This window comes from Methylobacterium sp. Leaf361 (assembly GCF_001424445.1).
Classification (GTDB): Bacteria; Pseudomonadota; Alphaproteobacteria; order Rhizobiales; family Beijerinckiaceae; genus Methylobacterium.
The window spans coordinates 37,180-62,386 of record NZ_LMPY01000018.1; the positions used below are offsets into that span (position 1 = coordinate 37,180).

Below are 25,207 nucleotides of genomic sequence, written 5' to 3' on the forward strand. Positions count from 1 at the left end.
TCAGAGCACCCGCACGGACGGCGCGTCCGCCGGCGCGATCGCCAGCGGGTTGCGCAGGGGCAGCGTGAACGGCGCCGCCGCGATCTCGAACACGTCGCCCGGCCGCGTCGCGACGCCGTCGCTGAACGACAGGGTCGCGGTCCCAAAGAAGTGGACGTGCACGTCGCCGGGGCGCCGGAACGGCGCGTACTTGAAGTGGTGCAGCTCCAGATTGGCGATGCTGTGGGACATGTTGGCCTCCCCGGACAGGAACGGCTTCTCCCAGAGCACAGCTCCGTCGCGCAGGATGCGGCTCGTGCCGCGCACGTCCGGCGGCAGGGCCCCGAGCCACAGCTCCGGGCCGAGGGCGGCCGGGCGGAGCTTGGAATGGGCGAGCCACAGGTAGTTGCCGCGCTCGGTCACGTGGTCGGAGAACTCGTTCGCCAGGGCGAAGCCGAGGCGCACCGGCGTTCCGTCGGCGTCGATCAGGTAGATCCCGGCGATCTCCGGCTCCTCGCCGCCGTCGCCCTTGTAGAACCACTCGGGCTGCGCGCCGGTCTCGCCCGGCGCCGGCTTCCCGCCCTCGACGCCCATCCGGAACATGCGCATCGAATCGGTCGGCGCCGGGTCTGTCGCGGCCGCGCGGTGCATCGCGTCGCGGCCCTCGGCGGAGCCGAGATGCGTCAGGCCGGTGCCGCTCAGCATCAGGTGCGCGGGATCGGCGTGGTCGATGGGCGGCAGGAGCCGGACCGCGTCGAGATCGACGGGCGCGCCGAGCCCCGCGCGCTCCGCCGTCGCGGTCAGATCGTCCCCCGCCGCGAGGGCCCTGTGCGCCAGGGCGAGCACGCTGTCGACGCCGAGCACCCGCCGCGCCCGGCCGTCGGCGAGCAGCGCGACGGCCCGCTGCCCGTCGGCCGCGCGGAATTGTAGGAGTGATCGTCCCATCTGTGTCCTCCCGGGGATGCCCGCTTCGGGGCGTCCTGAACGCGCTGCCGTCGAGGGTCGCGCGGCGGCCTGTCAGCGGCCGGGTTGCGGGGCGCGAGCGCCGTCGATCCGGCGCGCCAAGTCCCGGTGGCGGGCCGGGCGCGGGAACCGCTCGGTCGCCAGCGGCCCGACCGCGCCGTTGCGGCCGCCCGAGGTCGCCGGGAACGGACCGCCCTGCACCATCGCGGGGGCGACCCCCGCGCCGACCCGGACGCTTCCGCGGACCGTTGCGAATCCTGTCGATTCACTACTCATACAATTAGGCTAGAGCAGTTCGCCTCCGGCCGCAAGCGCGGCCGCGACTTCGGTGCGGCGGGCGTTCCTCTTTGCGCTCCTACAACTTCAGGATACGATCACGCCGTTCCTGCCCCGACCCGGTGGCCCGGACCGGAGGTGGATGCGGTGAGGCAGGAGCGGAGCTCGGAGAACGTGACGCTGCCCCTCGCCTCGGGGTCGCGCCGCATCCACGGCTCGGTCGCCCGCGATCTGGGCGCGGCGATCCTCGGCGGCCGCTACGCGCCCGGGGACGTGCTGCCCGGCGAGATCGAATTCTCTGAGAAATTGAACGTCTCGCGCACCGCCTATCGCGAGGCGATCCGCATCCTGAGCGCGAAAGGGCTCGTCGAGAGCCGCCCGCGCACCGGCACCCGCGTCAGCCAGCGCAGCCGCTGGAACCTGCTCGATCCCGACATCCTCGCCTGGGCCTTCGAGTCGGAGCCGAGCGAGTCCTTCATCCGCGACCTGTTCGAGCTGCGGATGATCGTCGAGCCGGCCGCGGCCGCGCTCGCGGCCGAGCGGCGCTCCGGCCTCGACATCGCCCGGATGGGGCACGCCCTGGAGGAGATGGGCCGCCACGGCCTCGCCACCGAGGCCGGGCGGGCCGCCGACCAGGCCTTCCACAACACGATCCTGGAAGCGGCCCGCAACGGCGCGCTGATCGCCCTGTCGAGCTCCATCGCCGCCGCGGTCACGTGGACGACGATCTTCAAGCACCGCCGCCAGGGCCTGCCCCGGGACCCGATGCCGGATCACCGCGCCCTCTACGACGCGATCGTGGCGGGCGACCCGGACGCCGCCCGCGCGACGATGACCGAGCTGGTCCGCCTCGCCCTCGCCGACACTGAGCTGGCGATGCGGCCCTGACGGTGCCGGCGGCGGGGCGCCGCCGGCCCGGACATTGCCCGAGTGGCCCGAGTGGCCTCAGTGGTTGTCGCGCGGCACGCCCCGCGTCTGCGCGATGCGCTGGAACGCCTCGGCGCCCTCCAGGATGGCCCCGGTGTGCATCTGCCCCACCGCGGCGCGCTGCATCGCCTGCCAGGGGGTCTGCGAGGCCGGATAGGCGTAGCCGCCCGCCGCCTCCAGGGCCGCGCGCCGCCGCGCGATCTCGTCGGCGTCGACCAGCATGTCGGCGGTGCCGCGGCGCAGGTCGATCCGCACCCGGTCGCCGGTGCGCAGGAGGGCGAGGCCGCCGCCGGCCGCCGCCTCGGGCGAGGCGTTGAGGATCGACGGCGAGCCGGAGGTGCCGGACTGGCGCCCGTCGCCGAGGCAGGGCAGCGCGTGCACGCCGGCCCGGATCAGCTGCGCGGGCGGGCGCATGTTCACCACCTCGGCCGCCCCCGGATAGCCCACGGGCCCGGCCCCGCGCATGACCAGCAGGGTCTCCTCGGTGATGCCGAGGCTCGGGTCGTCGATCCGGGCGTGGTAATCCTCCGGCCCGTCGAACACCACGACGGGACCCTCGAAGGCGTCCGGATCCTCCGGGTTCGACAGGTAGCGGCTGCGGAACTCCGCGCCGATGACGCTGGTCTTCATCACCGCGGCGTCGAACAGGTTGCCGCGCAGAACCAGGAAGCCCGCCGCCTCCTTGAGCGGCCGGTCGATCGGCCGGATCACGTCCTCGTCCTCGATCACGGCGCCGCGGCAATTGTCGCCGAGGGTGCGCCCGTTCACGGTGAGGGCGCCCTCGCGGATCAGGCCGCGGCGCATGAGCTGCGCCACCACCGCGGGCAAGCTGCCGGCGCGGTAGTAATCCTCGCCGAGATAGGCGCCCGCCGGCTGCAGGTTGACGAGGAGCGGCACGTCGAGGCCGTGGGTCTGCCAGTCCGCGATGTCGAGCGCGACCCCCATGTGGCGGGCGATCGCCGCGAGGTGGATCGGCGCGTTGGTCGAGCCGCCGATCGCGGAATTGACCGCGATGGCGTTGAGGAAGGCGTCGCGGGTCAGGATGTCGGAGGGCTTCAGGTCCTCGGCCACCATGGCGACGACGCGCTTGCCTGTCAGGTAGGCGGCCTCCTGCCGGTCGCGGTAGGGCGCCGGGATCGCGGCCGAGCCGGGCAGCATCATGCCGAGCGCCTCGGCCAGCGTGTTCATCGTGGTGGCGGTGCCCATCGTGTTGCAGAAGCCGGTCGAGGGCGCCGACGAGGTCACCAGCTTGATGAAGCCGTCGTGGTCGATCTCGCCGGCCGCCAGCATCTCGCGGGCCTTCCAGACGATCGTGCCGGATCCGGTGCGCTGGCCCTTGAACCAGCCGTTGAGCATCGGCCCCACCGACAGGGCGATGGCCGGGATGTTCACGGTGGCGGCCGCCATCAGGCAGGCCGGGGTGGTCTTGTCGCAGCCCGTGGTCAGCACGACCCCGTCGAGGGGGTAGCCGTAGAGCAGCTCCACGAGCCCGAGATAGGCGAGGTTGCGATCGAGGCCCGCGGTCGGCCGCTTGCCGGTCTCCTGGATCGGGTGGACGGGAAACTCCAGGACGATCCCGCCCGCCTCGCGGATGCCCTCGCGGATCCGCTCCGCGAGGACGAGGTGGTGGCGATTGCACGGGGACAGGTCCGAGCCGGTCTGGGCGATGCCGATGATCGGTTTGCCCGAGCGCAGCTCCTCCAGGCTGAGGCCGAAGTTCAGGTAGCGCTCCAGGTAGAGCGCCGTCATGTCGATATTGTCGGGGTTGTTGAACCACGCGCGCGAGCGCAGGGGCCGTGCAATCGGTCGGTCGGTCATTTCTGGGTCCGGTGGGCGGGGCTGGTCGAGAAGCGGTAGGTGATCACGTTCCGGTAGGTCTTGCCGGGATCGAGCCGGGCCGAGCCGAAGGCCGGCTGGTTCGGCGTGTCGGGGAAGAGCTCCGGCTCCAGCGCCAGGGCGTCCGACTGGCGGTAGGCGAGGCCGGACTTACCGACCGCGGTCCCGTTGAGGAAGTTGCCGGCGTAGAACTGGAGGCCTGGCTGGTTGCTCGCCACGTCGAGGATGCGGCCCGATCCCGGATCCTCGACCCGCGCCACCGGGTGCGGCTCGGCCGTGGGCGCGTTGGTCACGACCCAGTTGTGGTCGTAGCCGCGCCCGCGCACGATCTGCGCGTCCCGCCCGTCGCGGATCCGCGCGCCGATCACCGCGGGCTCGCGGAAGTCGAAGGGCGTGCCGGCCACCGGCAGGTGCGCCCCGGTCGGGATCAGGGTGGCGTCGACCGGCGTGAAGCGCTCCGCCGGGATGGTCAGAATCTGGTCGAGGATCGAGCGGCCCGAGCCCTCGCCCGCGAGGTTGAAGAAGCTGTGGTTGGTCAGGTTGACGATCGTCGGCTTGTCGGTCGTCGCCTCGTAGGTGACCGTGAGCGTGTTCGTTTCGTCCAGCGCGTAGGTGGCGGTCGCCGTCAGCGTGCCGGGATAGCCCTCCTCGCCGTCCGGGCTGACGTAGCGCAGGGTGACCGAGGGGGCCGCGCCGCCCTTGACCGCGGTGATCGTCCAGAGCCGCTTGTCGAAGCCGGACGCGCCGCCGTGCAGGGCGTTCGGGCCGTCGTTGGTGGCCAGCGTGTAGGTCCGGCCGTCGAGGGTGAAGCGCCCGGCGCGGATGCGGTTGGCGTAGCGCCCGACGCTCGCGCCGAAATAGTTGCCCTTGGCCAGGTAGGAGGCGAGGTCGTTGTAGCCGAGCACGACGTCTGCGGCCTTGCCGGAGCGGTCCGGCACGTCGAGGCTCCGCAGGAGCGCCCCCCACGACAGGATCCGCGCCGTGACGCCCTTGCCGTTCGTCAGCGTCACCTCCTCCACCGTCCGGCCGTCCGGCAGCGTGCCGAACACCGCCCGGGTCGGCTCGGCCGCCCGGGCCGGTTCCGGCGTCAGGCCCGGCAGGGCCGCACAGGCGCACAGCGCCAGGGATCCCACTCCACGCATCGCGCTCTCCCCCTTCGTGATTCCGCCCGCCGCGCCGGTCGTGCGCCGGACCGCGACGGGACTCGCGGTTGACGTCCGCGAGCCCGATATATACTCAGACAAATAAAAGGAACAACACGGGACCCCGACAAGGCGGCCCGAGAGGCAGAGGACAACGCCGGATGGCAGGACCGATCGCGACCGCGGGGACCGCGGCGCCCCGGACGGGGGCGGAGGCCGCGCGCGACCGGGGCGGCTACCGCCCGGCCCTGTCGCTGCTGGCGAGCCTGTTCTTCATGTGGGGCTTCATCACGGTCATCAACAACACGCTGCTGCCGCACCTGCGCAGCGTGTTCGACCTCGACTACACGCAGACCACGCTGATCGAGTCCGTCTGGTTCATCGCCTACTTCGTCGCCTCGATCCCGGCGGCCAAGCTGATCGAGCGCGTCGGCTACCAGCGCGCCCTGGTGACGGGACTGGGCATCATGGCGCTGGGCACGCTCGGGATGATCCTGGCCGCCCACCGGGTCTCCTACGCGATCACGCTCACGGCCCTGTTCGTGATCGCCAGCGGCATCACCCTCCTGCAGGTCGCCGCGAACCCCTACGTGGCGGTGGTCGGCCCGGCCGAGAGCGCCCCGGCGCGGCTCAACCTCGTGCAGGCGTTCAACTCCCTCGGGACGACCCTGGCGCCGCTGTTCGGCGGCTACCTGATCCTCGGCCGCTCGGCCTCGGGCAACGCCGCCGCCGGGGCCACCCTGACCCCCGCCGAGCGCCTGGCCGACGCGCAGTCGGTGCAGCTGCCCTACCTGATCGTGGCGGTGGTGCTCGTCGTCCTCGCCGCGGTCATCGCCCGCTTCCCGCTGCCCGCCATCAGCGGTTCCGGCGGCATCACCGCCCGGGCCGCCAGGGCCGAGCGCGCCGGCCTGTCGCTCTGGCGCCACCGCAACCTCGTGCTCGGCGTGCCGGCGATCTTCATCTACCTGATCGCCGAGATCGGGGTGTCGAACCTGTTCATCAACTTCGTGTCGCAGCCCGAGATCGGGGACCTGACCCACGCCCAGGCCTCGCGCTACCTGTTCCTGCTCTGGGGCGGCATGATGGTCGGCCGCTTCGTCGGCAGCTACCTGATGCAGCGGCGCCCGGCCGAGACCGTGCTGGCCGGCGCGGCGATCGGCGCCTGCGCGGTGATGCTGGTGGCGACCTTCGCGACCGGCCACCTCGCCCTGTGGGCGCTGATCTCGGTCGGCCTGTTCCACGCGATCATGTTCCCGACGATCTTCACCCTGGGCATCCGCGGCCTCGGTCCGCTCACCGAGGAGGGCGCCGGGCTGCTGATCATGGCGATCGCGGGCGGGTCGCTGGTGGTGGTGCAGGGCTGGGCGGCGGACCGGTACGGGCTGCAGCACTCCTTCCTGATCACCGCCGCCTGCGAGCTCTACGTCCTGTTCTACGCGCTCTGGGGCTGCCGGACCGGCGCCGCAGCGCGGCCGGCCGGCGTCTGAGCGTCGGCCAGATCGGGGAGCCCGCCATGGACCTGCGGATCCGCATCCTCGACCGGCCCCGGCGCGACCGGCTCGGCGAGGGCCCGGTCTGGGTTCCGGAGCGGGGCGTGCTGTTCTGGGTCGATATCGAGGCGCCGGCCCTGAACTGGCTGGACCTCGCCGACGGCGCCGTGGGCACGCGCCCGTTCCCGGAACCGCTCGGCTGGATCATCCCCCGCGCGGGCCGGCGCGACTTCGTCGTCGGGCTGAAGAGCGGCTTCGCGACCTACGACCTGGAGGCCGACCGCCTCGCGCCGATCGGCGACCCCGAGCCCGACGATCCCGACAACCGCCTGAACGACGCCAAGGTCGATCTCGCCGGCCGGATCTGGGCCGGGAGCATGCACCAGGCCGAGACCGCGGTGTCGGGCGCCCTGCACCGGCTCGACCCGGACCTGACGTGGCGGCGGATGGATACCAGCTACGGCGTCGCCAACGGGCCGACCTTCAGCCGCGACGGCCGGATCCTCTATCACAGCGACAGCGCCGCCCGGACGGTCTACGCCTTCGACCTCGCCGCCGACGGGGCGCTGACGGGCAAGCAGCCCTTCCTCCGCTTCCCCGACGATTGGGGCTGGCCCGACGGCATGACCACGGACGAAGAGGGCTGCCTGTGGATCGCCCACTGGGGCGGCGGCCGGCTCAGCCGCTTCGATCCCGCGGGGCGCCTGCTGCGCGCGATCCCCCTGCCCGCCCCCAACATCACGAGCTGCGCCTTCGCGGGTCCCGGCCTCGACCGGCTGTTCGTCACCTCGGCTGCGCGGGGGGCGGAGCACGTGCCGGAGGCCGGCGCGCTGTTCGAGCTCGACGTCGGCGTCGCCGGCCTGCCGCCCCGCGCCTTCGCGGGCTGACCGACCCGGCGCCGAGGACGTGAGTCCCCTGCGCAGATCTTTCCTCCAGCGGGGCGGGTCCTCCGGCGTCCGAGCTGCCGCAGCGGGCGGTCGCCGGTCGGCAGTCGCGGGCAGGCGGTCGCGGGATCGTGCGTCGGCGTCCTCCGGATGGGGGATGCGGTCGCCCTGTGGCGGGTCTACGGTCGGGCCTTCTCCGAGACGAGATCACCTTCAAGCCCGCCCGGCCAGGCCGCGGCGGGCTTCTTGTCGGGCGCTACCGCCGGATCGGCAGCCGGTGGCGGGCGTACCCGGCGGCGTCGCGCACGACCAAGCTCCAGGACCGGTCGGGATCGGCGGCGCAGACCTCGTCGGCCATCTCGGCGATCACGCTGCGCGCCTCGGCCATGGCCTCGGCCAGGCTGCCGACCTCCACGCCGTCGTCGTCCCGGATCGTCTCCTCGCCGCTCTCGAGGTCGAAGTAGAAGCGCTCGGACACCGACCTCCCCCCTGCTGCAGCCCCGCGGCGATCGTCCGGATATCTCAACGTAGTGCGATACACGACTGGGAAAGGTCTTCGGTCGGATAAACCTTAATGCATCTAAAACATGGAGTTTGCTCGGATCTGCGCCGTCCGCCCGAGATTCCGCTCACGTTATCAAGTACAAGAATCCCCAGCGTCCCCCCGCCGTCGTCCGACGGCCCGGAGCGGTGGCGCGCCTGAGCCGGGGCCCCGTGACATGTCGACCTCCGCCAACCCGCCAGACCCGTGCGCCGAGACGGCCGCGCTCCGCAAGGACAAGCTGCGCGCGCACATCAGGAGCGTGCTGTCGACGATCCGGTCCCATCATACGGGCCGCGGGGCGCCGTCGATCCGGGCCACGGGCTACGTCCTTGGAGGGTGGTTCTGCGGCTCGGCCGCGGCAACGATCCCGCTTTTTACGTAGCAACGGTCCGTCCAAGGGATGTGTTTCTCGAGGCGCCGCGATCCGGCGCTTCGAACGGCGTCCCATGGCAGAGAACACCCAGCTTCGATCCCATATCCGCGGCGTGCTGCTCAGATTGGTGCGGCGCCTGCGCGATCGGGCCGGCTGACGGGGTCCTGTTCGAGGCCGGTGGGACAATTGCGAGACAACTGCGAGACAACCGCGAGGAGGCCGGTGCGCCGCGCGGCGCACCGACCCCGTCGTCCGGCCGCTTACCCCGGCTGAGCGCCCATCATCGCCTGCATCCGATCGAGCCGGGCGATGTGCAGGTTGATCAGCGGCAGGGCGCCGCGGGCGATCGCGCGCAGGCCGGGATCCTCGCCCGACCGGGCGTAGGCGCCGTGGATGCCCAGCGCCTCCTGATGGCCCTGGAGCGAGGCGTTCACGAAGGTGGCGTCGTATTGCGGCCCCGGCGGCATGGCGCTGAGCTGCGCCAGGATCTGCGCCTTCTGCGCGTCGGTGGTCATGCCCTGGGCCGGAGCCGGTCCGCCGAGCACGCCGCCGACGACACCGCCGGCGACGCTGCCCGCCGCATTCACGGCCGTGCCGGCCACCGCCACCGGCGCCGCGACGAGGCCGCCGATCAGGCCACCCGGGCCCGCCGCGGCCGCGCCCGGGATCGGGGCGCCGCCCGTGTAGGCGCTGATCTTGCGGGCGAGGTTCACCTGTTCGACCACCTCCGCGCGGGCGAACTTCTTGACGGCGGGATTGGTGGTCTTCGCGTGGGCGTCGCGGGCCGTGTTCTCCAGGAACAGGCCGCCGCTGGTGGCCATCTGGAGATAGGCGCCGGTCGGAATCGCGCCGGCCGGTGTGACCTGCGCGAGGGCTGTGCGGGTGACCGCCAGGGCCGCGGTGGCGCCCAGCATCGTGGTGAGGAGAGCGCGTCTGTGCATGCGACGGTGCATCATGGGAGTGGCATCCGGATTGGGTGAGGCACCCGACGCCCCGATCATCGCTTGAGGTGCTGCCCGGCGAACCGCACAGGGGGGACAAGGTTCCTGCCCGGCGGGCCGTCCGAACGGCGGGATCGGGGCACCGAGAAACCGCAGGATGGATCGGATTTCGCGCGCGAATGACCGGTCCTGCGCAGCCTTTGCGCGGGAATACGCCGTCTTCGCCGCCCGGCCCGCGGCTTTATCTCCGATCGATACAGATCTAGATTGGCGCACCGAACGAGGCGGCGCCGCGCGGGGCGCGCGGCCATCCGGACCGGCTCTCGAGGTGACGATGGGCCAGACGACGATCAAGGACGTCGCCCGACGGGCCGGCGTGAGCTTCCAGACGGTCTCGCTGGTCCTGAACCACCCGCAGAAGGTCGCCCGGACCACGCGCGAGACCATCGAGACGGCCATGCGCGACCTGGACTTCGTGCCCAGCCTCGCCGCCCGGTCCCTGCGCAAGAAGCCCAGTCGCAGCATCGCCTGCGTGTTCGCTCCGGCGCCGGAGCCCGCCGCCGACGGGGGGCGCCCGGGGGAGACGGCCGATTACGGCCACGTCCTCCGGACCTTCGGCACCGTCACCGATCGGCAGGGCTACACCCTGGTCCACCGCTGCCGCCGCGCCGACGACCCGGACGGCCCGGGCCGGATCGCCGGCCTCGTCAGCGAGGCCCGGGTCGACGGCCTCGTGGTCTTCGCCGAGGATCGGGACGACCCGCTGATCGGCCTGCTCCAGGCCAAGCGATGCCCGTTCGTGGTGTTCGGCCTGGAGGTGCCTGGCACGCACTACGTCGCGCTGGCGGAGCGCGACGCGGTCCACGGGGCCGTCCGCCACCTGATCGCGGCGGGGAGCCGGTCGATCTGCCTGCTCGCGGGCGACGCGCGCCGGCCCGCCGCCGCCACCGAGCGGTTCCGCGGCTACCGGGATGCCCTCGCGGAGGCGGGGCTGCCCCTGCGCGACGCCCTCGTGGTCTCCTGCGACGGGACCGCCGCGGGCGGCTACCGGGCCGCGCGGGCTCTCTTGGAGGCCGGACCCGGCGCCCGGCCGGACGCCGTCGTGGCCGCCAGCGACCGGGTGGCGTTCGGCGTACTGCGGGCGCTGCACGAGGGCGGCGTGCGGGTCCCCGCGGAGATCCGCGTCGTCGGCTTCGACAACCTCAGCCAGGGGGCCTACGCGATCCCGAGCCTGACCTCGGTCGATGTCCCGGTGCTCGACATGGTCCGGTCCGCCTTCGCGACGCTGGTCGAACTGATCGAGGGGACGCGGCCGCCGGACGACCTTGCCCAGACGCTGTTCCCCGCGCGCCTCGTCGTGCGCGAGTCGAGTGCGCCGGCGGCACCCTAGCGAGGCCGGCTCTCACTCCGCCGCGAGGACGCCCGCGCCGGATTCGCCGCGCCCGAACTGCGCCGCGTGCAGGCGGCTGTAGGGGCCGCCGGCGGCGAGCAGAGCCGCGTGCCGGCCCTCCTCGGCGACCCCGCCCTCCCCCAGGACCACGATGCGGTCGGCGTCCCGGATGGTGGCGAGGCGGTGGGCGATCACCAGGGTCGTGCGCCCGCGGGCGAGCTCGGCGAGCGCCCGCTGGATCTCCCGCTCGGTCTCGGTGTCGAGCGCCGAGGTCGCCTCGTCGAGGATCAGGATCGGCGGGTTCTTGAGGAAGACCCGCGCGATGGCGATGCGCTGCTTCTGGCCGCCCGACAGGCGCACGCCGCGCTCGCCCACCACGGTGTCGAGGCCCTCCGGCAGGCTGTCGATCAGCCCGCCGAGACGGGCGCGCCGCGCGGCGGCGTCGATCTCGGCCTCTGCGGCGTCGAGGCGACCGTAGGCGATGTTCTCGCGGATCGTGCCGGCGAACAGGAACACGTCCTGCTGCACGATGCCGATCTGGCGGCGCAGGCTCGCCAGGGTGATGTCGCGGATGTCGATCCCGTCGACGGTGATGCGGCCCGCCTCGACCTCGTAGAAGCGCGGCAGCAGGGCGCAGAGGGTGGTCTTGCCGACCCCCGAGGGACCCACGAACGCCACCGTCTCGCCGGCCGCCACCGCGAGGTCGAGGCCGGCGAAGACCGGGCGGCCGGGCCCGTAGCCGAAGCCCACCCCCTCGAAACGGATGTCGCCGCGCAGGGCGCCGACCGCGCGGGCGCCGGGCCGGTCGGTGATGTCGGGCTCGGTGGCCAGCAGTTCCTGGTAACGGCGGAAGCCCGCGACCCCCTTCGGATACGTCTCGACCACGGCGCCGATCTTCTCCAGCGGCCGGTAGAACACGCCCACCAGCAGCAGGAAGCCCACGAAGCCCCCGGGCGTCAGGTCGCCCCGGACCACGAAGGCGGCGCCGCCGAGCAGCACCGCGATCTGGACGAGGCGCAGGCCCAGGTAGTTGATCGACAGGCCGGCCGCCATCAGCCGGTAGGCCTCGAGCTTGGTGTCCCGGTAGCGGGCGTTGTCGAGGGCGAAGAGGGCGCGCTCGTGGGGCTCGTTGGCGAAGGCCTGCACCACCCGCATCCCGCCGACATTCTCCTCGATCCGCGCGTTGAAGGCGCCGACCCGGCCGTACTGGGCCTGCCAGTTGCGGGTCATGCGGCCGCCGTAGCGGATCGACACGAACGCGATCAGCGGCAGGATCGCCGCGGTGATCAGCGCCAGCGGCGCGTGGACGTAGAGCATCAGTGCGAAGGCGCCGAACAGCGTCATCACGGCGATGAACAGGTCCTCGGGCCCGTGATGGGCGACCTCGCCGATCTCCTCCAGGTCCTTGGTCACCCGGGCCACGAGGTGGCCGGTCTTCTGGCCGTCGTAGAAGCGGAAGGAGAGCTTCTGCAGGTGGTCGAAGGCCCGCGCCCGCATCGTGGTCTCGATGTTGATGCCGAGCACGTGGCCCCAGTAGGTGACCACCACCATCAGGCCGGCATTGGCGACGTAGACCAGCGCCAGCGCGGCCGCGGCGAGGAGGATCAGGCCCCAGTCCTGCCGGGGCAGCAGGCTGTCGATGAAGCCCTTCACGGCGATGGGGAAGCCGAGCTCCAGCAGGCCCGACAGCACCGCGCAGCCGAAATCGACCAGGAACAGCGTCCGGTACGGCCGGTAATAGGCGAGGAAGGCCTTCAGCATCGCGCGGCTCGGATCAACGTTGGGCGGCGCACTCGACGGGGCAGAGCGCGCCGCAGGACGGCACCCCCGGCAGGCGGTGGCGCAGGCAGCAGACGCGCCGCCGCCGGCAGCCCGAAGGTCCCGGGCAGAGCGCCTGCGCAAGAGGACTCTCGAGCGGGCTCCTAGCGCAGCCGGGGCCGGCGCGCCATCCGAGGCAGGCCGCGACGTCGTCACAGGCGGCGGCGCGGGCGGTAGGGCAGGTGGTGGAACAGGCGCTCGCGCAGGTGGTGCCGGCCCCCTCCCCGTCCCCAGCCAGCCCGGCGAGCGGGTCCCCGAGTTCCCGGGCGACGTAGTCGAGGATCACCGCGGCGTTGCCCCAGAGGACCCTGGGGGCGATCCCGCACCGGGCGTGGCAGAGCTCGACGAACGGGCGCAGATGCGCCTCCACCAGCCCGGTCAGGCCGGGCGCCGGGCAGGCCGCGCAGGCCGACCCGTCCGCGGGCAGGCGGAAGCGGCGTGGCCGGCCGGCCGCGTCGAGCTCGAGGCTGACCGCGTCGAAGGCGAGCGGCAGCGGCCGGCCGAGGCGCACCAGGGCGGTCAGCGCCGGCGTCGCCAGGGCCGCGAGGTAGAACTGGCTCCAGTAGGAGACCCGGACCCGCGGGTCGGCGGTCCGGAACTCCGCGCCGAACCCGGCCCCGAAGGCGGCCATCGTCGCGTCGAACACGGCCTCGTCCCGCAGGGCGCCGAGGGGCAGCGCGTCCGGGCCGCCTGGGCCCTCGGCGACCCCGTCCCGGTAGGCCGCGAGCGTGTCGGGAACCTGGGCGGCGACCTCGGCGATCATCGCGCCGCCCCGTCGTCGCGCAGGGTCCGGTCCACGGCGACGGCGAGCCACGCCACCGCGGCGGCGTAGAGCGGCAGGGTGGCGGCGAAGTAGCCCGGCCAGCCGATCCAGCCGGCGAGCGCCGGGGCCGCCACCCGCAGCGGCATCGCGGCGAAGAAGGCGGCGCCGAACAGGAGCGCGTAGTCGGTGGCGGGCTTCGGCCCCTGGGCCCAGCGGTAGATCATGTTGAAGACCGGCACGCCCAGGAACCCGCCCGCGACGAAGCCCAGCACGGCGGCGGTGATGCCGAGATCCGGCACCCGGCCCGCGCAGGCGACGACCATCAGGCCCCCGGAGGCCAGGACGCCGAGGGCCCCCACGGCGATCAGCCGGACCGTGCCGAACCGCGCGGCCAGCCATCCGGCCGCCAGCGCCATGACGAGGTTCACGGCCGGGAGCACGGTGCCGGTGAGCGTGCCGACCTGCCCGAGCGGGACGCCGAGATCGAGGAGCGCCAGGGTGTTGGGCCCGCCCACGAGGTAGGAGGCGGCGAAGTAGGCGCCGAGCACCAGCACGCGACCGCCCAGGCGGCGCAGCCGCGCCAGGGAGCCCGACCAGCGTTCCGGGCCCGCACCGGCCGCGGTGCCGGCACCGGCGCTCCGGGTCTCGCGCAGGCGCGACTCCCGGTAGCCCAGGATCGGCAGCAGGCAGAGGGCGTCGAGGGCCGCGCAGGCCAGGACCGCCCCGCGCCAGCCCAGGCTGTCGTAGGAGCCGACCAGCACGCCGACCCCCAGGATCCCGCCGAGGGAGGCGCCGCACAGCTTGGCCGAGGCCACGAAGGCGCGCCGCTCCGCCGGCACGGTCTCGACCACCAGGGCCTCGAGGGCGATGTCCATGGTCGCCACGCAGGCGCAGGCGGCGATCGCCAGGGCGAGCAGCGCCAGGAGCGGCCAAGCCTCGCCGAGGCTCAGGACGACCAGCAGGAGCACCGAGGCGGCCTGCGCGGCCGCGATCCAGCCGATCCGGTGGCCGAGGATCGGCAGGCGGAGCCGGTCGAGCAGGGGCGCCCACAGGAAGGTGAGCCCGACCGGCAGGTTGATGAGCTGCAGCAGCCCGACCTCGGCCAGCTCCACGCCCCGCGCCCGCAGGATCAGCGGCGCCCCGCCGGACAGGAAGCCGAGCGTCGCCCCGAAGGTCACGTACAGGCAGAAGAACGGCGCCAGCGGCCGCAGGGCCGCCAGGGTGTCGACGACCCGGGTGCCGATGGCGGGTTCGGCGGAACCCGTCATCGCCCCCCGCACGCCGTACCGCGATTGGTGCCGCGATCCGGGCCGGTCCGGAGACCGCAGTTTATAATCACACTAATCTATTGATTTACCTCGGTTTTCGCTCTTTAGAGAGGCCTGTGCCGGGGATCAAGCCGGCGGGTATTCGCGGCGCGCCGCCTCGCCGGATCCGGCGTTAACCTTTCGTCAACCATGCCCCCGACAGAGTCCCCAGCGGAGGGCTGAGCCATGACCCGACGCCGGGATTTCGACGCGCTGAGCGAGGCGCAGATCGCCGCGGACCGCACGCAGGGACGCTGGGTCGAGCCGAGGGCGGGCTTCCGGCCAGTCGGGCCGCGGGCCGTGTCCGATCTGCTCGACACGATCCAGCACGTGGCCGAGGCCGCGACCGGCGAGCGCAGCTTCCTGCACCTGCGTCCGGAGGCCGGCCGGCCCCGCGGGCGCTGAGGCGAGCCGGCCCACGCTCCCGCCGCCCCGACCGCGCGGCGCACTGGCAAGGGCCGACCGGTTCTGCAACAACGCCGACATGAGACGGCGTCCGGCCCTCGAATCCGCCAACGCGCGCGCCGATCGCATCCGCCCGATCCGGCGGCGCCCCATGGGCGCGGACGCGACGGCCGGGCGGCTGGTCGGCCATGGCGGCCTGCCCGGTGGCCGCGACGGCCGGATCCGAGGGTCCAGGTCATCACCGGCTCCGCCGAGAACGCGACCTTCGCCACCTGCGGACTCGAATCGGGGATGCGGATGATCACCGAGCCGTGCTCCGTGGAGACCCTGGCCGCGCGGGCGCCCGCGCCGATCGCCGGTCGCGACTGACCGCCGATGCCGCTGTCACTGACGACCCGCATCCTGCTGCTCGTCCTGCTCGCCCTCGCCCCGGCGCTGGCGATCCAGGGCTACAACGAGGTCGCCCTGCGGGCGAGCCGCGACGCGGCCGTGCGGGCCGACGCCCGCGCCACAGCGCGGGACGTCGCGGAGGATTTCGCCCAGATCTCCGAGCGGATGCAGCAGGCCCTCGACCTGATCTCCGAGGATGCCACCGTGCAGGTGCGGGAGCCGGCGGCCTGCACCGCCTACCTGCGGCGGGCTGCCGCGCGGCTGCCGCACGTGCTGCTAATCGCCCTCACCGATCCCGACGGGGCCGTGATCTGCGACAGCGCCGGCGCGCCCGCGGGCTCCTACTCGAGCCGCGGCCGGGCCTATCACCGCCGCGCCCTGGAGCAGGGCGGCTACGCGATGGGCGGCTACGCGGTCGGCTTCCAGACGAAGCGGCCGTCGATCCACTTCGCCCGGGCCGTCCATGTCGGCGAGTCGGCGGGGGCCCCGGCGGGCGTCCTGCTCGCCGCCGTCGACCTCGACTGGCTCTCCGATCACCTAGAGCAGGCGCTCCATCAGCCGGAGACGGCGATCACCGTGACGGACCGGGACGGCCTGATCATCGCCCGCCGCCCGGACGAGGCGGCCTGGATCGGCAGGCCGATCCCGCCTGACCGGGCCGCCATGCTGGAGGCCCAGGGCAGCGACGTCCGCGTCGCCGCCGGCCTCGACGGCCGGAAGCGAATCATCGCCACCGCGATGCCGGACGGCCCGCTGGCCGGGGTGCGCGTCGTCGTCGGGCGCGACTACGCCACCGCCTTCGCGGATATCGACGCCGCCACCCGCCGCGGGCTGGTTCTGATCGCCCTGGGGGCGGCCCTGGCGCTCGCCGCCGCCCTCGTGGCCGGGCGGGTGTTCATCCGGCGACCGGTCGACCGGCTCCTGCGCACCGCGGCGGCGTGGCAGGCCGGCGACCTCGCCGCCCGCACCGGCCTGCGCGGGGCCGCGGAGTTCGACCGGCTCGGCAGCAAGCTCGACGCCATGGCCGGCACCCTCCAGCGCAACACCGCCGAGCTGCGCGCGGAGATCCAGCGCGGGCGCGCCCTGCAGGCGCAGCAGGGCACGATGCTGCACGAGCTGAACCACCGGGTGAAGAATACCCTGGCCACCGTCCAGGCCCTCGCCCGGCAGTCCCGCGGCTCCGCGGAGGTCCTGGAGGCGCGGATCCTGGCCCTGTCGAAGACCCACGACCTCCTGACCCGCGAGGACTGGAGCGGGGCCCCCCTGCGCGAGTTGCTGGAGAGCGAGCTCGGACCCTACCGGACCGGCGACGACCAGATCCGCCTGGACGGGCCGGACGTGTCGCTGAGCCCCCGCGAGGTGCTGGCCCTCGGCATGACGGTCCACGAGCTGACCACCAACGCGGCCAAGTACGGCGCCCTCTCGGTCCGCGAGGGCCGCGTCCGGGTGGCGTGGTCGCTCGCCGCCGGCGCGGCCGGGGAGCGGCGCCTGCGGCTCAGCTGGGAGGAGCGCGGCGGCCCGCCGGTGCGGGCGCCGACCCGGGTGGGCTTCGGGACGCGGCTGATCGCCGGCGGCGTGCGGCGCGAACTCGCCGGCACCGTCGACCTCGCCTTCGAGGCCGAGGGCCTGCGCTGCCGCCTCGACGTCCCGCTCGATCCGGGTCTCGGCACCATGCTGGCGCCGACGGGCTAGGTGCGGCCCGGCTCGGGCGGATTCAGTCGTCGGAGCAGAGCTTTGAGCACGGATCCTGGCAGATCGGTTGAACGCGCCCCTCCGCACGGCGCGCGTGGCGCGCGGTCGACCCGCGCTCAGGCCGCGCGCGAGCATTCCTCTGAATCGCGTTGATACCTTTGGGTTTTCCGGTCCCGGTATCACGCGCCGGCGCGCGTCACCTCCCGGACGTCGCGCTTCACCTGCCGCCACGTCCGCCAGGGCTCGAGGTTCGAGAGCGCCATCCGGCGGGCGCCCATCCAGCCGAGGCCGAGCGCGATGACGAGGAACGGCGCGGCGACGATCAGCGCGGCCGGCGCCTCGGCACCGAACGGCACGGCCAGCAGCTTCACCACGGCGTCGAGGCCGAGGAAGAAGGTGACGATCAGCAGCACCGGGATCGTGCCGACGATGGCGATCAGCGACACGATCGCCCGGAAATTGCCGTCGACCTCCGTCCGCGCCAGCGTGAGCAGCGCCTCGACATGCGCCGTGCCCTCGCGCAGGGCCGCGATCAGCAGGGCGAGGGTTCCGTCCGGGGTCTGACGCATGGATACGAGAATCCTCGGGGCCGTCACCGGCCGGCACTCGCCAACGGGGCCGCGGCCCGAAGCGTTCCGCGCCGGTGGCTCACAGCATCAGGAGCAGGGCGCCGAGGATCAGTACGGACGCCAAGCCTGCCAGGAGGACCGCCCGGCCGGCATCGGCGCCGTCGTCCGGGACCGGCTCCGGGGCGTCCGGCGCGGCGGATGCGGGCTCCGCGAAGGCCGCGCCCTGCCCCGCCTCCGCGGCCCGGACCGGCGGCGTGCCGGGCCGCGGCGCCGGGAGGGCGACCGAGACCGGGATCGCCCGGTCCGTCGGGGGGCCGAAGGCCTCCGGCTCGACGCTCACGCCCGCCGCCTCCAGCTCCAGCATCACGAGGACCAGGGCGTCGACGTCCATCCGCTCGACGGGCAGCGCGGCGCGCAGATCGTCGGCGGTGAGGAGGCCCCGGTCGCGGCCGAGGGCGACCAGCCGGTCGAGCGTCGCGCGATCCAGAGCCTGCGTCATGTCCCGCCTCCGCGGCCGCGTCCCGATGGTCCATCGAGAACGCGCCGGGGTGGCGCCGGTTACCGGCGGCCGCGGGTGTTCCGGCGCTAGGCCCCGAGGGCGGGCGCGGCCGCCGTGATCGCGCCGGGCTCCGGCCGCGCGCCGCCCGGTCCCGGCCGGAACCGGAGCATCGGCCGCTCGATCAGGTACCAGCTCAGCAGGCCGAGCGGGATGGCGGCCGCGAGGGCGAGGGCGGCGACCGTCCAGGGCGAGATGCCGGGGATCCGCGCGACCAGCAGATTCTGCACCGGCCACGCGTAGAGGTAGAGCCCGTAGGACGGGTCGACCTGGGCGGTGGCGCGGCTGAGGGCGGTGGGGCGCACCGCGAAGGCGAACCAGAAGATCAGGTAGCCGCCGAGGATCGCGAAGGCCGGCTCGGCCAGCGGTCGGCTGAACATCAGCGGCAGGAGCAGCAGGGCGGCGCGGGTCGCGCCGCGCCGCGTGTAGGCGATCCGGTCGGCGAACAGCCGGAAGGCGCCGCCGCAGCAGAACACGAAGGTGAGGCGGATCATCTCCGACAGGGATCCGAGGGTGTCGCCCGGATGCCCGACGGGCAGGAAGAGCCAGCGCAGGGCGAGGAGGCTGCCGAGCCCCCCGAGCAGGCCGAGATAGCGCCCGCGGCGGCGCAGGGCGCGGGCGGTGCCCACGAGGCCGAGCAGCAGGTAGCAGCCGAACTCGCACGGAATGGTCCACATCGAGCCGTTGAGCAGCGGGTAGGGCAACTCGGCGAAGGCGCCCGGGACCACCGGCATCAGCAGCAGCGACAGCCGCAGCAGCGTCTCGAGCGGCGAGGCGGCCGCGAGGTTACCGCCGCCGAGGGGCGCGACGACGGCGATGCAGAGCAGGGACGCGACCACGAAGGCCGGATAGATCCGCAGCGCCCGCCGCGCGAGATAGTCGCTGAAGGAGCGCTTGGCGCGGTAGCTCGCGGTGATCAGGTAGCCGCTCACGAGGAAGAAGCCGTCGACGGCGATCTCCCCCAGGGACAGGGTTCCGAAGACCTGCGTCAGCAACTCCCGGGACCGGTTCCCGTCCACGAGCTCGGGGGCGTGCGCGAGGATCACCAGGCCCGCGAACAGGAGGCGCAGGGACCCGAAATTGTTCGCCCGCGGATCCCGGCCGCCCGTCGTCTCCGCCACCCCTACCCGCTCCGCGACGCCTCTGCCCGCCGCCCAGGGGCCGGGAAACGGCGCGCGAAGGCAAGGACGCCGGGGCAACACGCGCCGGAGATCTGGCCGCGTCGCCCGCGTCCGCACGCGACGGTGCGGGCGCCGTTGCGCTCCCGGCGTGGTTGGGCTAGGGAATGGCCACGGCCAGCACCCGTAGCTCAGCTGGATAGAGCGTTGCCCTCCGAAGGCAAAGGTCACACGTTCGAATCGTGTCGGGTGCGCCAATCTTCTCAATGACTTAGCACCGTTCGATGGTCCCTCCCCCGGAGCCGGGGAACTTCCGGGGGACTTTCAGGAAGAAGGTGCTGCCCCTCTGTTGGGTGATCGCGTCTCCGCCCGCCCAGGGCATCGGGACGGTCAGATCAGGAAGATCTCTTCCTCAGGCTCCTCGACCGGCGTGTCAACACGATGGCGCGGCGCCGGGCCCGGCTCAATGATCACGCCCTCACGCGTGTAGACGATCCGCGGATGCGTGAACCCGGCATCGACCAGTGCGCGGATGGCGCGGGCGATTTCGGCTTGCGTCGCTGTGGCGGGGCGGGTGCTCATTAGCTTCACCTGATCTGGCATGGGTTCGGGCAGCATCGCCCCGAACACGAAGGTGTGCCAAGCCCCTTCGCCCAGGAGCTTGGCACACCCCTCAGGCGCCGGGGGAGGAATAGAAGGCCCACGGATTGAGCGGGAACACACGCTCCCACAATCCGCGCGGCGCAAGCCCGGCACCATTCATCGACAGCTCGATACGCTGGCGATCCGCGGCACACTCAAAGTCGGCCCGCTGCGGGTTCAGCACAAGCTTGACCCACGCGTTGTAGTTCTGATGGTCCCGCACCGCGGCTAGCGTGGCCGGTATGACAGAGGTTCGGTGCCAGGGAGCACCTGACGTGTCCGTGCCGCCGTGCTCGATGACTATACGACCGGCGATGGCGTTGCCCCTGATCAAGCGTCCCAGCTTCCTGGCGTCGATGCCCTTAAGGTCGAGGGCAGACTGGGCACCAATTACGGCATCCAGATAGTTCAGGCTGTCGCTGCCCTGAAGCATGCAGGGGGGAGCACTATAATTTTCGATGGCAGCGTGCACGGTCACGGCGGGATCTCCTAGGCGAAAGTGAAGATGCATGCTTCTGAGGCGAAGCGGTTTGGTTCGGGGCGTCGCGGTCACATGATGATGATGCGCTCGGGCTCTTCATCTTCGACCGGCGTATCAGGTTGGTGGCGCGGGGGCGGGCCGGGCTCGATGATCACGCCCTCGGCTGTGTAGATGATCCGAGGGTGCTTATGCCCGGCGGCTTCCAGGGCGCGGATGGCCCTGGCGATCTCGGCTTGCGTTGCGGTGGCGCGTCGGGTGCTCATGAGCCTCACTGCCTAAAGCGTGAAACTGGCTAACCCCACTTCAGAGCGTCCTGGTTCACCTGCCGGTTCGTGCGGATCAGGTCCCCATCGCCATGCCGGAGGAAGAAATCATCGGTGATGAATTGGTGGATTTGGTCGGTGCTGGAGCCCGGCCGGGCCACCTCGCCGGCCGTCCGTAGGTGCGCAAGATGCGGATCGTCCCCGATGTCATGCGCCCTAATGCCACCGGCCCGCGCCTTCGCGACAAGATCGGCCGCATAGGTCCGCACAGCTTCCGACATGCCGCGCCGTGCCAAAGCTGGCATCGGATTGTCGATTATGAGCTGGGTCAGGGCCTGCACATTGGTTTCGCGCCGCTCGCGCGCCAGTCGCTCGCGAAGCTCCTTGTACAATTCGCGGCGGGCCACGCCTTGCGCGACACGTGCCTGCGTCTCGTCGTTGAGCGCCCGGCGCGCGCTCAACAGCCGCTCGCGATTGGCGTTGGCCGCCTCGCCGTAGCCGGTTCGCGGTAGCTTGAACGCCTCCGCGGCTTCCTTGGCCCACGCTGGGGCATCGTTGCCGCGAACGGCGATCACGACATGAACGAGCTTCCGGAAGCGCACACGGTCGGACAGCTTCACCCAATCGGCCGGGTCGGGCGATAGGGCGATGGCGTCGCCCTCCCCTCTGGCAATCCGCTCCCGCTCAGTGCGTGAGATGCGCTTATCCTCGCGGCGCCGGATCGGGGCGCGGCCGTCAGAGGCTTGGAGCACGCGGGGCGTGCCGGGGAGTGTGGTGGCGGCGGTGTGCATGGCTGGCCTCACAGGGCGTAGAAGCCGCGGGCGCCGAGCTGTTCGGCGGTACGGGCGGCATCGGCATGTGAGGGCAGCGACACGTCGTAGACGCCGTGACCGGCGAGAAGGAAACGGAACCACATGGCGAAGGCCTCGAAGTATCGGGAGGCCGATGGGCCACCCTGAACACTGGATGGCGTGGGCAGCGAATTAAAGGGTGCGTCTGCAGAGGGTCCGGCAGGAGGTGGATAGGGGCCCAACGGGTGGGGCGGGGTATGGTGTTTTCTAGTAGGGACCCGAAATTTATATTTGGGGCCAAACCTCGCACGAAATACAATAAACAATAGTGCAGCCTCCAGGCGCTCACATCCTGGCAGCTGCACATTTTTTGCTTTGGGGCTTACAACCCTTTGCCGCGAATATTCAGAGCAGCCGCAACCGCGGCAGCAATATTTCCGGACTTTGCCGCTTCATTCGCCTGTTTAAGAAACGGCACATCTTCAGTCCGCAAGCCATATAGCTCCGGCTTTGAAAGGATCGCCGGCTTGCCAGCCCTTTCCACAAGCAGGTTGTTACTGACGGCGCTTGCTCTAACGGCGGCGATGCGATGCGTAGAGCTAATTAGACGTTTCGGGAGACCTGAAGAACCGTCATCCGTATCTGTCCCATCATCTGGAAGTGAAGGGCTAGGCGTCAAGTATTTATCATATATCTCGCTCGCTTTCTGACTTCCGGTGCGACCTGCAACAACACCAGAGTTAAAAATTGCATCCGACTGTGCCTTTAGAATTTTGAAATTTGATCCAATTTCAGTAGATAATGTGGCGTCCCATAGTTTTATATCCTCTTCTGATCCACACCGCCCGAGGATGTAATATGCATAACCGCGCCGATTGAAATCGTCGGAAGAAGTTGCTTTCCGAGCTTCGCTCAGATCTTCGGCGCAGCGCTTTTCGATCGACGGATAAGCATCCATAACGCCATGGATAAACCCCTGCCCCTCCAATAGCTCGGGTATAGACAGGTCGCTCGTCTTATTATTATTATGTTTTGGGAGCGGGGGCTCTGGTGCGTTGGGATCCATCGCAGCCAGCGGCCCGTCATACACATCACATTCTTTTTGCGTCAGAGTATCATTACCAGGATTGGCCACCCATTGCATAATGCGAAATGGAGGCTCTACATCGTCCAGACCTCTGGCGTGCCCAAGTTCATGAGCAACAACTAGGTTGTTGTCGGCAGCTGAAGCCAACACAGTAGCAACGCCACCGCCCATCCACGTGCATCCGATAGCGCCCCCCGACCCTCCGCAGTTTGACATTGCTGGAAGGAATATTAATTGGTATCCCAATGAACGCGCCTCTTTGTGGCCAGACCAATCCGCAAAGTCGTATGGTATCTTTGGGTCATAACTCACTGCGCCATTTAGCACGAACTTGATAGGGCACGCGACATCGGGCCTTGTCCCATTTTTATCCCTAATAATATACTCGGCTCTTTCGAGTACTTTCTGCACGTCGGACTGCGATATTGCACTTTGCAGTTGCTTGTGGACCCCAACTCTTATCTTCATTGTTGTTTCAGCTGGAGACTGGCTTGAAATTCCAAGAATACCGCCGGTCAGCAAAAGCGCAATGAAGTGTGCTCTCTTCATTTCAACCTCCCAAGGCATTATTGTTAGCTGTGCACCATACTCACATGAGTCGTGCTTGGCTGATCATTAATGGTCGAGGCGGATCAACTGCCCGCAATCGGGCAGTACAAAAATGATTCGCTTTTTGATTGTATTCAGGCAAGCGGAATTATCAACATGTGCTCCCCTGCACGTAACTACAAAGTTTTTATTCCGAAAATTTTTCGTAAAGTTTAATGTGATCCCGGAACCGCAAGACGCGCTCGACCTAAACTTGCGCTCAAATATTTCTCTGCGCGCAAGCTAACATCGTGTCATTAATTTTCACAATCTTAAATTTTCATTCGCGAATGACGAGGATCATCGCAGATCTTGTCTCGCGTGGCTCTCACGCATCCGGTCCAATCCCTGAACGCTAAGCCGCATGCGTTTGTCGGCGGATCTATTCCATTGCAGGATCTGCACCTTGATCTTGGCCCGCGACCCGGCAGATCCTGCGTTGAGGTACTTGTTGCGCAGCTCGTCGCGCTTGTCCTTGACCTTGGCGCGCTCTGCGATGATGTCGCCCTTGGCCTGCTGCTCTACCGCAGGACGCTCAAGGCGCCGGTCGTGTTGACTACGGGCCGTTCAACCGGAAGTGCCTGCACGCGCGGCTTAGCCCCGGCCTTCTGCCGCTCCTCCTCGGATTTCTTGATCAGGCCCTGGAGGTGCTTCTCACCGACCCAGCGCACCGTGTCGGCCGGCAGCACGAACTCGCCCGCGTTGAGGCGGGCCGGCACGTCATCGGTCTGGGCGCCGCCCGAGGGCGACATCTCTCGGGTCACGCGGATGCCGGCGTGCATCTCGTCCGGCCCCCCTGCTCGATCAACGCGGATCGCCTCACGCACACGCCCGGGGACCGCACCACCTTCCTCGGCGAAGATGCCAGAGACGAGGCTGCCAACCTTCGATGCGAGCTTCCCATCGCTGTCGTAGCTCTTCGCGAGGAAGCCAAGGCCATTGCCGAGCAGCCCACCGAGCCCCGAGCTGGATGCCTGGTCGGCTTTGTAGCGGTCGAGCTGGTTCTGATACGACTGGTTCGTCGTGCTGGCGGCACCGGCCAGCGCCGAGTTGGCGATGCTGGTGTACTGCGGCGCCGTGCCCATGGTGTTGGCACCGGAGGCCGTGGTGGCAAGGTCGCTGTTGACCGCGGACGAACCCGCTTGGAGAGCCAAGCCCTGCTCCTGAAGCCCACGCGCTGCCGTTTGCTGCCCCTGCCCGATGGCCTGCCCGAGCATCTGCTGCCCGGTGAGCACGTCCTGCCGGCGCGAGGTGTTCATGGCGCTGGCGCGGGCCGCCGCCTCCTGAGTACGGGTGCCTAGGTCGAGCGCTGCCGCCCGCGTCTGGGTCGGGTCCACACCGAAGGCTTCAAGCTGTCGCTGCGCGTTGGCACGGCCAACGTCGAACTGCTGCGACACGTCGCCGGCAGCCGCTGCCGCCCGGTCGTTGACCTTCTGCGGGTCGGTGTAGCTCTCCGCGGTGCGGAGGAACTGATCCTCGGCCGGTACATAGTTCGTATCGTAGCGCGCCCGGTCGGCAGCCGCGTTGGTGTTCAGAGCACCCTGCGTCTGCAACGCGGCATTGACCACCTTGTCGGTGTTCGCCCGGTCGGCGGCGTACTGGTTCTGGGCCCAGCCGAACTGCTTGTTGGCCAAATCCTGGCTGTTCATCGCCGCTTGCGACTGAGCAGCGATGATCGGCGCGTAGTTAGGAACCGCAGGTGCCTTCTGTTTGCCCATGTTGCTCCCCAATCCCAGAAGCGAAGCATACAGCATCCAGGTAATTGCGCAATAAAACAATATCTTTGCTTGTGATTGGCGCACTATGTTGGAAATGTTCCGCGGAACATTCGGGGCTATGAGCCAAATCGACACGATTAGAGTGCCGCCCTGAGCTTCAGATCAGTGTCCCAGCGTAATTACCCACGCCCTTGCGCGGGACGGATTTCGCTGATTCTCTCGTGCGATGGGCCGCAGCGACCTTGAACGGCTGAGCCGCGAAGAGCTGATCGAG

23 protein-coding genes and 1 tRNA gene are annotated in these 25,207 nt (G+C 70.4%); 7 read left to right on the forward strand and 17 right to left on the reverse strand.

The annotated features are described in order from the left end of the window. The gene (araD1, locus tag ASG32_RS14440; protein WP_056527246.1) at positions 1–924 is read right to left on the reverse strand and encodes an AraD1 family protein; all 924 of its coding nucleotides are present in this window, start codon (positions 922–924) and stop codon (positions 1–3) included. 468 nt (positions 925–1,392) lie between these two features. Between araD1 and ASG32_RS14445 the strand changes: the two genes are divergently transcribed. Continuing rightward, positions 1,393–2,106, forward strand: a complete 714-nt coding sequence (locus tag ASG32_RS14445; RefSeq protein WP_244491948.1) for a FadR/GntR family transcriptional regulator — start codon at positions 1,393–1,395, stop codon at positions 2,104–2,106. Positions 2,107–2,163: 57 nt separating this feature from the next. Here the strand turns inward: ASG32_RS14445 and ASG32_RS14450 are convergent, their stop codons facing one another. Both ASG32_RS14450 and ASG32_RS14455 read right to left on the reverse strand, forming a co-directional pair. Then, positions 2,164–3,963 carry an IlvD/Edd family dehydratase gene (locus ASG32_RS14450; protein WP_056527249.1) on the reverse strand — a complete coding sequence of 600 codons (1,800 nt, stop codon included), beginning with the start codon at positions 3,961–3,963 and terminating at the stop codon, positions 2,164–2,166. Beyond that, positions 3,960–5,123, reverse strand: coding sequence for an aldose epimerase family protein (locus ASG32_RS14455; protein WP_056527252.1), 1,164 nt, complete (start codon positions 5,121–5,123; stop codon positions 3,960–3,962). The genes ASG32_RS14450 and ASG32_RS14455 overlap by 4 nt, the downstream gene beginning before the upstream one ends. 161 nt (positions 5,124–5,284) lie before the next feature. Between ASG32_RS14455 and ASG32_RS14460 the strand changes: the two genes are divergently transcribed. After that, positions 5,285–6,610 (forward strand): sugar MFS transporter, encoded by a 1,326-nt coding sequence (locus tag ASG32_RS14460; protein WP_056527255.1) that lies wholly within the window; start codon positions 5,285–5,287, stop codon positions 6,608–6,610. 26 nt (positions 6,611–6,636) lie between these two features. Beyond that, entirely contained in the window at positions 6,637–7,500 is an 864-nt protein-coding gene (locus tag ASG32_RS14465) for an SMP-30/gluconolactonase/LRE family protein (protein WP_056527258.1), read from the forward strand. A 253-nt stretch (positions 7,501–7,753) separates the two neighbouring features. On the opposite strand, the gene ASG32_RS14470 is transcribed toward ASG32_RS14465, so the two are convergent. Together ASG32_RS14470 and ASG32_RS14480 are read right to left on the reverse strand one after the other, a co-directional pair. Further along, entirely contained in the window at positions 7,754–7,975 is a 222-nt protein-coding gene (locus tag ASG32_RS14470) for a hypothetical protein (protein ID WP_056527261.1), read from the reverse strand. A 699-nt stretch (positions 7,976–8,674) separates the two neighbouring features. Then, entirely contained in the window at positions 8,675–9,355 is a 681-nt protein-coding gene (locus ASG32_RS14480) for a DUF4142 domain-containing protein (RefSeq protein WP_056527323.1), read from the reverse strand. Between the two features lie 334 nt (positions 9,356–9,689). Between ASG32_RS14480 and ASG32_RS14485 the strand changes: the two genes are divergently transcribed. After that, a complete protein-coding gene (locus ASG32_RS14485; protein WP_056527264.1) occupies positions 9,690–10,745 on the forward strand; it encodes a LacI family DNA-binding transcriptional regulator in 1,056 nt (351 codons plus the stop codon). 12 nt (positions 10,746–10,757) lie between these two features. Here the strand turns inward: ASG32_RS14485 and ASG32_RS14490 are convergent, their stop codons facing one another. Genes ASG32_RS14490 through ASG32_RS14500 form a run of 3 tightly spaced genes read right to left on the reverse strand, consistent with a single transcriptional unit; the run spans position 10,758 to position 14,594 of the window. Further along, on the reverse strand, positions 10,758–12,506 hold the full coding sequence (locus ASG32_RS14490) for an ABC transporter ATP-binding protein (RefSeq protein ID WP_056527267.1): 1,749 nt from the start codon (positions 12,504–12,506) through the stop codon (positions 10,758–10,760). Positions 12,507–12,519: 13 nt separating this feature from the next. Continuing rightward, positions 12,520–13,326 carry a siderophore-iron reductase FhuF gene (fhuF, locus tag ASG32_RS14495; protein ID WP_056527270.1) on the reverse strand — a complete coding sequence of 269 codons (807 nt, stop codon included), beginning with the start codon at positions 13,324–13,326 and terminating at the stop codon, positions 12,520–12,522. After that, positions 13,323–14,594: an MFS transporter gene (locus ASG32_RS14500; protein ID WP_056527273.1), complete on the reverse strand. Its 1,272-nt coding sequence runs from the start codon at positions 14,592–14,594 to the stop codon at positions 13,323–13,325. Before ASG32_RS14500 ends, fhuF begins: the two co-directional genes overlap by 4 nt. Before the next feature lie 225 nt (positions 14,595–14,819). Between ASG32_RS14500 and ASG32_RS14505 the strand changes: the two genes are divergently transcribed. Both ASG32_RS14505 and ASG32_RS14510 read left to right on the forward strand, forming a co-directional pair. Then, positions 14,820–15,038, forward strand: a complete 219-nt coding sequence (locus ASG32_RS14505) for a hypothetical protein (protein ID WP_056527276.1) — start codon at positions 14,820–14,822, stop codon at positions 15,036–15,038. A gap of 375 nt (positions 15,039–15,413) precedes the next feature. Beyond that, entirely contained in the window at positions 15,414–17,120 is a 1,707-nt protein-coding gene (locus ASG32_RS14510; RefSeq protein WP_056527279.1) for an HWE histidine kinase domain-containing protein, read from the forward strand. Positions 17,121–17,299: 179 nt separating this feature from the next. On the opposite strand, the gene ASG32_RS14515 is transcribed toward ASG32_RS14510, so the two are convergent. The 3 genes from ASG32_RS14515 to ASG32_RS14525 form a co-directional block, all read right to left on the reverse strand. Beyond that, positions 17,300–17,689 carry a phage holin family protein gene (locus tag ASG32_RS14515; protein ID WP_012318288.1) on the reverse strand — a complete coding sequence of 130 codons (390 nt, stop codon included), beginning with the start codon at positions 17,687–17,689 and terminating at the stop codon, positions 17,300–17,302. A 79-nt stretch (positions 17,690–17,768) separates the two neighbouring features. Then, complete coding sequence (locus ASG32_RS14520; RefSeq protein ID WP_056527282.1) at positions 17,769–18,188, reverse strand: RNA polymerase sigma factor region1.1 domain-containing protein; 420 nt, start codon at positions 18,186–18,188, stop codon at positions 17,769–17,771. Between the two features lie 86 nt (positions 18,189–18,274). Then, positions 18,275–19,366, reverse strand: a complete 1,092-nt coding sequence (locus ASG32_RS14525) for an acyltransferase (protein ID WP_056527285.1) — start codon at positions 19,364–19,366, stop codon at positions 18,275–18,277. A gap of 177 nt (positions 19,367–19,543) precedes the next feature. Between ASG32_RS14525 and ASG32_RS14530 the strand changes: the two genes are divergently transcribed. Continuing rightward, positions 19,544–19,620 (forward strand) — tRNA-Arg (locus ASG32_RS14530). Between the two features lie 133 nt (positions 19,621–19,753). Here ASG32_RS14530 and ASG32_RS14535 read toward each other — a convergent pair. From ASG32_RS14535 to ASG32_RS14555, 6 genes are all read right to left on the reverse strand, one after another. Further along, on the reverse strand, positions 19,754–19,945 hold the full coding sequence (locus ASG32_RS14535) for a hypothetical protein (RefSeq protein WP_157861967.1): 192 nt from the start codon (positions 19,943–19,945) through the stop codon (positions 19,754–19,756). A gap of 91 nt (positions 19,946–20,036) precedes the next feature. After that, a complete protein-coding gene (locus ASG32_RS14540; protein WP_157861968.1) occupies positions 20,037–20,483 on the reverse strand; it encodes a hypothetical protein in 447 nt (148 codons plus the stop codon). A gap of 71 nt (positions 20,484–20,554) precedes the next feature. After that, positions 20,555–20,749: a hypothetical protein gene (locus ASG32_RS14545; RefSeq protein ID WP_157861969.1), complete on the reverse strand. Its 195-nt coding sequence runs from the start codon at positions 20,747–20,749 to the stop codon at positions 20,555–20,557. 29 nt (positions 20,750–20,778) lie between these two features. Further along, complete coding sequence (locus ASG32_RS14550; protein ID WP_056527302.1) at positions 20,779–21,540, reverse strand: hypothetical protein; 762 nt, start codon at positions 21,538–21,540, stop codon at positions 20,779–20,781. Between the two features lie 382 nt (positions 21,541–21,922). After that, complete coding sequence (locus ASG32_RS33885; protein WP_157861970.1) at positions 21,923–23,176, reverse strand: hypothetical protein; 1,254 nt, start codon at positions 23,174–23,176, stop codon at positions 21,923–21,925. A 560-nt stretch (positions 23,177–23,736) separates the two neighbouring features. Further along, a complete protein-coding gene (locus ASG32_RS14555) occupies positions 23,737–24,933 on the reverse strand; it encodes a hypothetical protein (RefSeq protein ID WP_157861971.1) in 1,197 nt (398 codons plus the stop codon). Positions 24,934–25,207: the final 274 nt, after the last annotated feature.

Excerpts from the sequence above, each read along its gene's own strand:
- araD1 (WP_056527246.1), bottom strand. The coding sequence starts at position 924 with ATGGGACGATCACTCCTACAATTCCGCGCGGCCGACGGGCAGCGGGCC.
- ASG32_RS14450 (WP_056527249.1), bottom strand. The coding sequence starts at position 3,963 with ATGACCGACCGACCGATTGCACGGCCCCTGCGCTCGCGCGCGTGGTTC.
- ASG32_RS14455 (WP_056527252.1), bottom strand. The coding sequence starts at position 5,123 with ATGCGTGGAGTGGGATCCCTGGCGCTGTGCGCCTGTGCGGCCCTGCCG.
- ASG32_RS14460 (WP_056527255.1), top strand. The coding sequence starts at position 5,285 with ATGGCAGGACCGATCGCGACCGCGGGGACCGCGGCGCCCCGGACGGGG.
- ASG32_RS14465 (WP_056527258.1), top strand. The coding sequence starts at position 6,637 with ATGGACCTGCGGATCCGCATCCTCGACCGGCCCCGGCGCGACCGGCTC.
- ASG32_RS14480 (WP_056527323.1), bottom strand. The coding sequence starts at position 9,355 with ATGCACAGACGCGCTCTCCTCACCACGATGCTGGGCGCCACCGCGGCC.
- ASG32_RS14485 (WP_056527264.1), top strand. The coding sequence starts at position 9,690 with ATGGGCCAGACGACGATCAAGGACGTCGCCCGACGGGCCGGCGTGAGC.
- ASG32_RS14490 (WP_056527267.1), bottom strand. The coding sequence starts at position 12,506 with ATGCTGAAGGCCTTCCTCGCCTATTACCGGCCGTACCGGACGCTGTTC.
- fhuF (WP_056527270.1), bottom strand. The coding sequence starts at position 13,326 with ATGATCGCCGAGGTCGCCGCCCAGGTTCCCGACACGCTCGCGGCCTAC.
- ASG32_RS14500 (WP_056527273.1), bottom strand. The coding sequence starts at position 14,594 with ATGACGGGTTCCGCCGAACCCGCCATCGGCACCCGGGTCGTCGACACC.
- ASG32_RS14505 (WP_056527276.1), top strand. The coding sequence starts at position 14,820 with ATGACCCGACGCCGGGATTTCGACGCGCTGAGCGAGGCGCAGATCGCC.
- ASG32_RS14510 (WP_056527279.1), top strand. The coding sequence starts at position 15,414 with ATGCCGCTGTCACTGACGACCCGCATCCTGCTGCTCGTCCTGCTCGCC.
- ASG32_RS14515 (WP_012318288.1), bottom strand. The coding sequence starts at position 17,689 with ATGCGTCAGACCCCGGACGGAACCCTCGCCCTGCTGATCGCGGCCCTG.
- ASG32_RS14520 (WP_056527282.1), bottom strand. The coding sequence starts at position 18,188 with ATGACGCAGGCTCTGGATCGCGCGACGCTCGACCGGCTGGTCGCCCTC.
- ASG32_RS14535 (WP_157861967.1), bottom strand. The coding sequence starts at position 19,945 with ATGAGCACCCGCCCCGCCACAGCGACGCAAGCCGAAATCGCCCGCGCC.
- ASG32_RS14545 (WP_157861969.1), bottom strand. The coding sequence starts at position 20,749 with ATGAGCACCCGACGCGCCACCGCAACGCAAGCCGAGATCGCCAGGGCC.
- ASG32_RS14550 (WP_056527302.1), bottom strand. The coding sequence starts at position 21,540 with ATGCACACCGCCGCCACCACACTCCCCGGCACGCCCCGCGTGCTCCAA.
- ASG32_RS33885 (WP_157861970.1), bottom strand. The coding sequence starts at position 23,176 with ATGAAGAGAGCACACTTCATTGCGCTTTTGCTGACCGGCGGTATTCTT.
- ASG32_RS14555 (WP_157861971.1), bottom strand. The coding sequence starts at position 24,933 with ATGGGCAAACAGAAGGCACCTGCGGTTCCTAACTACGCGCCGATCATC.